Annotated in this window: 7 protein-coding genes, 1 pseudogene and 2 riboswitches; of the genes and pseudogenes, 1 reads left to right on the top strand and 7 read right to left on the bottom strand. The window is 62.1% G+C overall.

Going from position 1 to position 8251, the window contains the following annotated elements; genetic code table 11:
• Together Q427_RS24100 and Q427_RS24095 are read right to left on the bottom strand one after the other, a co-directional pair.
• On the bottom strand, window positions 1-1004 hold a 1004-nt coding region (locus Q427_RS24100), incomplete at its 3' end, for an NAD(P)-dependent alcohol dehydrogenase (RefSeq protein WP_043517837.1).
• Window positions 1005-1234: 230 nt separating this feature from the next.
• Window positions 1235-2188, bottom strand: a complete 954-nt coding sequence (locus tag Q427_RS24095; protein ID WP_043517836.1) for a 2-hydroxyacid dehydrogenase — start codon at window positions 2186-2188, stop codon at window positions 1235-1237.
• 274 nt (window positions 2189-2462) lie between these two features.
• On the opposite strand from Q427_RS24095, the gene Q427_RS24090 reads away from it, so the two are divergent.
• Entirely contained in the window at window positions 2463-2963 is a 501-nt protein-coding gene (locus Q427_RS24090) for a porin family protein (RefSeq protein ID WP_043517834.1), read from the top strand.
• Window positions 2964-3041: 78 nt separating this feature from the next.
• Here the strand turns inward: Q427_RS24090 and Q427_RS24085 are convergent, their stop codons facing one another.
• The 5 genes and pseudogenes from Q427_RS24085 to Q427_RS24065 all read right to left on the bottom strand — a co-directional run.
• Window positions 3042-3527, bottom strand: coding sequence for a Card1-like endonuclease domain-containing protein (locus tag Q427_RS24085; RefSeq protein ID WP_043517832.1), 486 nt, complete (start codon window positions 3525-3527; stop codon window positions 3042-3044).
• Between the two features lie 166 nt (window positions 3528-3693).
• Entirely contained in the window at window positions 3694-4290 is a 597-nt protein-coding gene (locus Q427_RS24080) for a hypothetical protein (protein WP_043517831.1), read from the bottom strand.
• A 214-nt stretch (window positions 4291-4504) separates the two neighbouring features.
• Window positions 4505-6394, bottom strand: coding sequence for a phosphomethylpyrimidine synthase ThiC (gene thiC, locus Q427_RS24075; RefSeq protein ID WP_043517830.1), 1890 nt, complete (start codon window positions 6392-6394; stop codon window positions 4505-4507).
• A 78-nt stretch (window positions 6395-6472) separates the two neighbouring features.
• A riboswitch (TPP riboswitch) is annotated at window positions 6473-6581 on the bottom strand.
• A gap of 289 nt (window positions 6582-6870) precedes the next feature.
• A pseudogene (gene tenA, locus Q427_RS24070) lies at window positions 6871-7538 on the bottom strand (thiaminase II).
• 82 nt (window positions 7539-7620) lie between these two features.
• Window positions 7621-7755: riboswitch (TPP riboswitch) on the bottom strand.
• Between the two features lie 66 nt (window positions 7756-7821).
• A partial coding sequence (locus Q427_RS24065; RefSeq protein WP_043517829.1) for a lysophospholipid acyltransferase family protein occupies window positions 7822-8251 on the bottom strand: 430 nt, incomplete at its 5' end.

Here is an 8251-nt window from a genome sequence, read left to right as displayed (position 1 = left end):
TGCAGGTCATGAAGCGCCTGGTTGGCTTCTTCGAGGCGGTACTCCCGAGTCGCCAGCTCTACGGCACCGCGGTCGGCCAATGACATCAGCTCAACCAGTTCGGGGTAGGTGCCGACCAGGTTGCCGACGATGGTTCTTTCGGTAACGATCATGTCGATAGTCGGGATCTCGATCTTGCCCCCGTAACCGATGATGTAATAGAAGCCATTGGCACGGGTCATGGCGAGCCCCTTGCTCACTGCGTCACCCTCACCGACGAAGTCGAGAACGGCCTCGGCACCATGACCTCCGGTCAGCGACATCACAGCATCGACTTCGCCACCATCGGCTTTCACCACATGGTGTGCGCCGCCCTGTTCGGCCAGCTTGAGTGCCGACTCGGCACGGTCGATGGCGATGATCTCGGCGCCACACAGCGCGGCCAGTACCTGTACGCCGATGTGTCCCAGACCGCCAACACCCAGCACCACCACCTTCTGGCCTGGCACCAAGTGGCGAGCGGCTTTCTTGGCTGCGTGGTAGGCGGTCAGGCCGGCATCGGTGTAGGGCGCCACATCCTTGGGTGCCAGCGTGGTGGGCAACTTGATCAGGGCACGTTCATTGGTATAGAGGAAGTCGGCATAGCCACCCTGAGCATTGATGCCGGGAAAGCTGCTCTCTTCTGCGTGCATGTCGTTACCACGGCGACAGGCCAGGCAGTGACCATTGGTGGCGAGCGGGTGACAGATCACAGGGTCGCCGGGCTTTACGCTGGTGACGCCGACGCCGACTGCCTCGACCCAGCCGGCATTCTCATGCCCCATGACGAAAGGCAATTCGATAGGAGCATGCTCACGCCAGATTCCTTCGATGATGTGCAGGTCTGTGCGGCAGACGCCGGCCCCGCCGATCTTCACAATCACATCGTCGGGTTTGATGATTTCGGGGTCAGGCCACTCTTCGTAGCTGACCAGATCCGGGCGTTCGATCTTCTCGTCGTAGGCATGAAGCACAGCGGCTTTCATTGCGCTCTCCTTGTGATTGTTGTCGTTGGCAAGGGTAGAGTTCTGAATATGTTGTCTGAAATTCGTGATTGGGCGCTTATCTGGTTATGTGGCAATTTCCATGCCATGCGTTGCCGTTCAACGGTTTACTGAAATTCAGAATCCAATCCATGTATTCGGGTGTCGGTTTTCCTTGTGCAGAAAAAACACTTCTGGACAGTTGCGGACACCTGGCGACATTTCTTGGCAGCCTAGGCGTTGACGACGCGCATTGGCTGGCGTTGTTGCCAGGCCTGAATGTTCTCGACCAGTTGTTGGACGATACGCTGGCGAGCTTCACGGGCACCCCAGGCGGAGTGGGGCGTGACGATCAGGTTGGGAAGAGGCTGCAGCAGCAGTGGGCTGCTTTTGTCGGGTGGCTCGCCGTCTACGACATCTATGCCGGCACCACCTATTACTCCTCGTTGCAGGGCGTCGGCCAAAGCCGTTTCGTTGATCAGTCCCCCGCGGGCTGTGTTGATCAGCAGTGCAGTGGACTTCATGCGGGCGAGTTCGTTGGTGCCGATCAGGTCACGGGTGGCGTCGGTAAGTGGGCAGTGCAGGCTAATCACGTCGGCTTCGGGAAGCAGTTCGCTCAGAGGCTTTCGATCATCACTGGCTGTGTTACCTGGTCTGGCGGCTGTTATCACCTCCATGCCGAAGGCCCGTGCCAGATCGGCGACGCGCCCCCCGAGAGTGCCATGTCCGACGATGACTAGCGTCTTTTCTGCAAGCTCCTGAATGGGATAACCCAGCAGGCAGAATTGCGTGCTGCGATGCCAGTCGCCTCGTTGAACGGCCTGATGATAGTCGAGCAGGCGCGTGGACAATGCCAGCATCAAGCAGAGAGCGTGCTGGGCCACTGAATCGGTACCATAGCCTTGGCTATTGCATACCGTGATACCCAGGTCGCGACAGGCATCGAGATCGATATTATTCACCCCGGTTGCGACTACGCAAATCAAACGTGGCGGGTGAGCCTCCAGCGCCTCGCGACCGAGCACGACCTTGTTGACGATGACGATGTCCTGGCCACGCAACCGCTCCTGAACTTGTGCGGGTGTCGTCTGCGGGTATGTGGTCAGATGCTCGACAATAGTTTCTACGGCTGTCAGATCCAGGTCGTTTCGGTCGAGGGACTCACGGTCGAGAAAGACGGCATTCATGTGCATTTCCTGTGCTGAAGAATTAATGGATTCAGCCAACCCATCCCTACTTGTGATGCAGTTTTCAGGCCAGTATTTTTAATATAATAAAATCATTGTCTTATGGGGGTGTCGTTCTTCAATTACCGCTGCCGGTGTCGCCAAGTGTCCAGTTGATGTTGACGGCGACGACATCTTTGAACACTTTCCGATAGCCGGGCTTGCTCAATCCTGATTCTTGAGCCACACTGGCTGTGCGTGTAAGGAAACGCTGTTTTTTAATTGGAGGTGCATCATGAAACTGCTAGCCATTCCCGCTGCTCTTTTGATCACCGGCGCCTTCGCAACCGCAGCGCAGGCCCAATACCAGACGCCGATGTATCCTGAAGGCTATGTCGGTGGCGATGCCATGTTCTGGGATCTCAACCCCGATGGTGCTTCGTCCTCCAATTCCACGGGTCTGCGTATCAGGGGTGGCGCCCAATTCAATGAATTCTTTGCTGCCGAGGCCCATGTCGGCACCGGCGGTTCCGATGGTGATGTCGAACTGGACTATCTGGTGGGTGCCTACGCCAAGGGTGTAGCGCCTATTTCCCAGGAGTTCCGGATTTACGGCCTGGTAGGCATGACCGAAGTGGATTTCGACGTGGACCGTGAGAGCGGCTTCTCTTACGGGGCCGGCGCCGAATTCGACGTGGCACCCAACCTGGCGGTTGGTGCCGATTACATGCGTTACCTGGACAAGTCCGACTATACCTTCGATGCGGCAAGCGTCGGTGTACGCTTCCGCTTCTGAATGGTCGCTATACCCGGTCCAGTATTTCCCAAGCTATTTCTTCGCCCCTGCCGTCTGGCAGGGGTTTTTTCATCTGGCTCATGGCTGTGGCCAGTTGCCGGTCTCCATCCAGTGCCGCAGGTAGCTGGGTAGGTGTTTCAACTCGCTGCATTCAATGACTGCCACCTTGAGCCCCTGGCTGTGCTGCAGCTCGGTAAGATGTTGGCGCGCATGGTCGAATTCTCCGCAGGCCAGCAGCAGGCGGGTGCTTGCCAGGCCGGCCGAGTGGTCGAGCATGTCGTGCAGTCGCTTGAGCCCCTGCTCAAGGCAGGCGTCGGGGCCGGGACGAGTCGTCAGGCACTCGATGAACAGCAACTGGTTGTGGTGCACGGCCAGGCAGTCTGAAACCACGGGTTCGCCGTTGTGATTCCCGCTTAAATCGAGAATATGGGCCCCGCAGCAGGCCTGGTGCAGCCCGACTTCCTGGGCGCATAGCCAGACATATTCGGTAAGCCAGCCGCCGCCGAGGTAGAGGCGCCGGCAAGGGAGGAAAAGCTGACCCGCTGGGGGTCGACGCTCGACCACTCGAGCATGCCGGCGCCGTTCAACTCGTTCAGCGCGTCGGTGCAGGGAAAATGCGGTGCACGGCTCAGTAGCTGTTGGCTCCGGGAGGGGGCGAGGTGTGTGCCTTTGGCTGGGTCGGTGGCGACCAGGGCGCCCTGGGGACCATGAACCCGCTCATTGAGCTCGCTCAATAGCCAGGCCAGCTTGTCGGCTGATGGCCCAGATAGTGGGTCAGGGCCCGGTGACGCTGGACGGCACTGCGCCAGGCCGGATTGTCGGATAGTGCCTTGATGCGCTTGCGACCATTTGCCTGCAGGAAGATGTCGACGTCGAGCACGGGTTCGATGGCCAAGGCCTCCAGCGTCGAGGGATTCAGTCCCGGCCCCATGCGGTAGAGCGCACCGGCACGGTAGTCGACATAGAGCCAGTCGGCCTTGCAGTGGCTCATGGCCTGCTGGAAGAGCAGGGCGGTGAGCTTGTCGCTGTCGGCCAGGTCATAGGTGACAGTCAGCTCAGGGTCGTCTCGCTGTAGTCGAGAGAGCCATCGGGCCAGCCGAGTGGCGAATTCGCCAATGCGTTGCGGGTCGCGCTCCGGCATCTCGTCCCACCGCTGGATTTCGGTGTTGGCGGGCAGTTCGTGCTGCAGCAGGATCTGCAGTCGCTCGGCGGCCTGTTGCTGCAGCCGTCCGGCAACCAGCACGACCCGCTGGGGGCGCAGCTGCAGCAGTGGGATCAGGCAGGCTTCTGGATGCTCTGTCACTAGCGCTACATGCAGGTGGGGCATGGTCGTTGTCCTTCTGCACCGGGTCCTAGGCATTGTCCGAAAACTGGCTGCGTTCGCCGACTTTTCAGACAGTGCCTTGCACATGGGGTGGCAGGTTCAGCGCCACCGTCATGGCTACAGGCTACATCCGGACCTTCTTTGCTGTCGCCATGGGACGAAAAAAAACACGCCGACCAGTGGCCGGCGTGCAGAGGTTGGCTGTTCTCGAGAAAGGTCAGACCTCCTTGTAGAGCTCGGCCCCCTCCTTTCGGAACTTCTCCGCCTGTTCTTCCATGCCTTTCATTACGGCTTCCTGATCGCCGTTGAGTCCGTGTTCGTTGGCGTAGTCGCGGACCTCCTGGCTGATCTTCATGGAGCAGAACTTCGGCCCGCACATGGAACAGAAGTGAGCCACCTTGGCGGAGTCCTTGGGCAGGGTCTCGTCGTGGTACTCCCGGGCGGTATCCGGATCGAGGCCGAGGTTGAACTGATCCTCCCAGCGAAACTCGAAGCGCGCCTTGGACAGGGCGTTGTCGCGGCGCTGGGCGGCGGGGTGACCCTTGGCCAGGTCGGCGGCGTGGGCGGCGATCTTGTAAGTGATGATGCCGGTCTTGACGTCATCCTTGTTGGGCAGGCCCAGGTGCTCCTTGGGCGTCACGTAGCAGAGCATGGCGCAGCCGTACCAGCCGATCATCGCCGCACCGATGCCGGAGGTGATGTGGTCGTAGCCGGGAGCGATGTCGGTGACCAGCGGGCCGAGGGTATAGAAGGGTGCCTCGTCGCAGTACTCCAGCTGTTTCTCCATGTTCTCCTTGACCAGGTGCATGGGCACGTGGCCGGGGCCTTCGATCATCACCTGGACGTCGTGCTTCCAGGCGATATGGGTCAGCTCGCCGAGGGTCTTGAGCTCGGCCATCTGCGCCTCGTCGTTGGCGTCGGCCACCGAGCCGGGGCGCAGGCCGTCGCCCAGGGAGAAGGCCACGTCGTAGCGCTTGCAGATCTCGCAGATCTCCTCGAAGTGGGTATAGAGGAAGCTCTCCCGATGATGGAACAGGCACCATTTGGCCATGATCGAGCCGCCGCGGGAGACGATGCCGGTGACGCGCTTGGCGGTGAGCGGCACGTAGCGCAGCAGCACGCCGGCGTGGATGGTGAAGTAGTCCACCCCCTGTTCGGCCTGCTCGATCAGGGTGTCGCGGAACACCTCCCAGGTGAGATCCTCGGCCACGCCGTTGACCTTCTCCAGCGCCTGGTAGATCGGCACGGTGCCGATGGGCACCGGGGCATTGCGGATGATCCACTCGCGGGTCTCGTGGATGTTCTGGCCGGTGGAGAGGTCCATGATGGTATCCGAGCCCCAGCGGATGCCCCAGGTCATCTTGTCGACCTCCTCCTCAATAGAGGAGGTCACTGCCGAGTTGCCCAGGTTGCCGTTGATCTTCACCAGGAAGTTGCGCCCGATGATCATCGGCTCGGACTCGGGGTGATTGATATTGCAGGGGATGATCGCCCGGCCGGCGGCCACTTCGATACGCACGAACTCCGGGGTGATCTCCTCCGGCAGGCGGGCACCGAAGCCCTCGCCCGGGTGCTGGTGACCCAGAATCCGCTCGACCTCGGCCGTACCCAGTGCCTGGCGGCGCTGATTCTCGCGAATGGCGATGAATTCCATCTCCGGGGTGATGATTCCCTGGCGGGCGTAGTGCAGCTGTGTGACGTTCTTGCCTGCCTTGGCCCGCCGTGGCGTGCGTTTCAGGTCGAAGCGCAGCTTGGCCAGCATGGGGTCGTTGGCGCGGCGCTTGCCGTAGTCGGAGGTGGGGCCGTCGAGGAACTCGGTGTCGCCACGCTCCTCGATCCAGGCGCGGCGCAGCTCCGGCAGGCCGCGGCGCAGATCGACGCTGATCTCGGGGTCGGTATAGGGGCCCGAGGTATCGTAGACCAGCAGAGGCGGGTTCTCCTCGTCCTCACCGGAAGTCCTGGTCGGCGACAGCGAGATTTCGCGGAAGGGTACGCGGATATCGGGCCGCGAACCCTCGATATGAACCTTGCGCGAGCCGGGCAGTGGCTGGATGGCGGCCTGGTCGACCATGGCGGTCTCGGCGAGGAAGTGCTGGGTCTTGCTCATATGGTGTTCTCCCTTGGGGTTGTCAGGGTCTTGTCAGGGAGGACAGCTGGGAGGACAGGGGCAGAGCGGCCGGGGCCTCTCTGCGTGTCGCTTGATCCTACGCTGGTCCTAGCCAGTTCAGGTTCAACGGGATCCATGCTTGGGCACATGATCTCAGCCGTCGGTAACGGCACCCCGTCAAGCGTTCAGTGCCCGCCGCTGTCGGCGGGCGGTGTGATTACAGCAGACGCCTGGCGACTCGTCCCGGGGCTGTTCCGGCGGCAGGTCTCTGCGGAGGCGCTGTAAACCCTTCCCTGGGCGCTACATTTGCCCTGCTTCGCTCTCGCGTCCTGCTCCGCTCGCAGGACCGGTGCTGGCCATCCATGGCCAGCCCGTTCGGAGCAGTGCTCCTCACCCCTGGCAAATGACCTCCGCTGCGCCCTGCCCCCGGCGCCCCTCTTGCTGGCGCCACTGCAATGCTCTTTGGGCAGTTAGGGTCAGTCCGCTCGGTCCAGCCCCATCTGCCAGAAGTCGATCTCCAGTCGCGTGGCGTCGCGAAATACCTCGGTAAGTTCCTGGAAGCGCGCCGGCGTGACGTCGGCCAGGCGCGCATCGAGCCACTCCAGCTCGGCACGCATGGCGCCCTGGAACTCGTCGCCCTCGTACATGCCGATCCAGGCGTCATAGGGATTGGCCCCACCGCGAACGGTGAAGGCCTGGGCATTGAGCCAGTTGGCGATCTCGCCGTAGCCGACGAGGCAGGGTGCCAGGGCCACGTGGAGGTCGAGCAGGTCGCCGCGGTTGCCGGTATCCAGCACGTAGCGGGTATAGGCCATGGTGGCCCGGGCCTCGGGCAGGCTGGCGAGTGCCTCCTCGCTGATGCCCCATTCGCGGCAATAGCCACGTGCAGGCCCAGTTCCACGTCGACGATTGCCTTCAAGCCCTCATGGGCCTGGCGCAGGTCGGCCAGGGAGCGGCTCTTGTAGGCGGCCAGCGCATAGGCCCGGGCGAAGTGGATCAGGAACAGGTAGTCCTGCTGCAGGTAGTGGCGAAAGGCGCTCTCGTCGAGCGTGCCGGCGCCGAGCCCGCGCACGAAGTCGTGCTCGATATAGGCGCGCCAGTCGTCGTGGCAGGCGGCGGTGAGGTGGTCGAAGCGGTAGCCCATCTTTCCTCCGGTGTCAGATCGGATCCGGAGCGGGCGGGAGGAAGAAAGAGGTGGCCGGGTCAGGTGGCGGGCAGAAGCCGCGTCAGGGCCACCGCTTGATCCCTACGCCGGTACGAGCCGGATCAGGTTCTACGGGCCCCGCCGTGATGACAGTCGCACTGCCGTGCGTGTCATATGGCGATCTCAGCCGGTTCCACCGGCACCCCGTCAAGCGTTGCAGGCAGTCTAGCAGGATGGTGGCGGCTTGCCAGCCATCGGGAAGACAAAGTTAGGGAAATTGATTCTAATAAAGCCGGAAAGAGCCATGGTCCGGATGACCTTCCTGCTCCTCGATCACCTTGCGGTAGCGCTTGTACTCCCACTGGTACTGGGCCGGGTCGAGGGCGATGGCATCCTCCACACAGGCATTGACGCCCGTGGCCGAGGCGGTCTCATCGGTCTCGTAGACGCGTTCGTCGGCGGCCAGGAAGTGAATGGCGAAGCCGCGACCCGGCAGGCGCCTTGCCACCCCGGTGACGACGCGGGCGTCGGTCCGGGCCACCAGCTTGGGCAGCAGGGTGGCGGTATAGGCCAGGCGGCCGTAGAAGGGGGCGAAGACGCCGCTACCCCAGTTGGGCTCCTGGTCGGGCAGTATGCCGATGGCTTCACCGCGCTTCAGGGCCTTTAGCAATGCCGCCACGCCGCGGGGGTTGGTGGGCACCAGTGATGCCCCC

The organism is Halomonas sp. BC04, from assembly GCF_000568385.1.
The sequence above is the reverse complement of the archived record's forward strand: the minus strand, read 5'-3'. Positions and strand labels throughout refer to the sequence as shown.

Bases quoted from the DNA above. Each gene is read 5' to 3' on its own strand.
- thiC (WP_043517830.1), bottom strand. From the start codon at position 6,394: ATGAGCAAGACCCAGCACTTCCTCGCCGAGACCGCCATGGTCGACCAG.
- Q427_RS24080 (WP_043517831.1), bottom strand. From the start codon at position 4,290: ATGCCCCACCTGCATGTAGCGCTAGTGACAGAGCATCCAGAAGCCTGC.
- Q427_RS24095 (WP_043517836.1), bottom strand. From the start codon at position 2,188: ATGAATGCCGTCTTTCTCGACCGTGAGTCCCTCGACCGAAACGACCTG.
- Q427_RS24090 (WP_043517834.1), top strand. From the start codon at position 2,463: ATGAAACTGCTAGCCATTCCCGCTGCTCTTTTGATCACCGGCGCCTTC.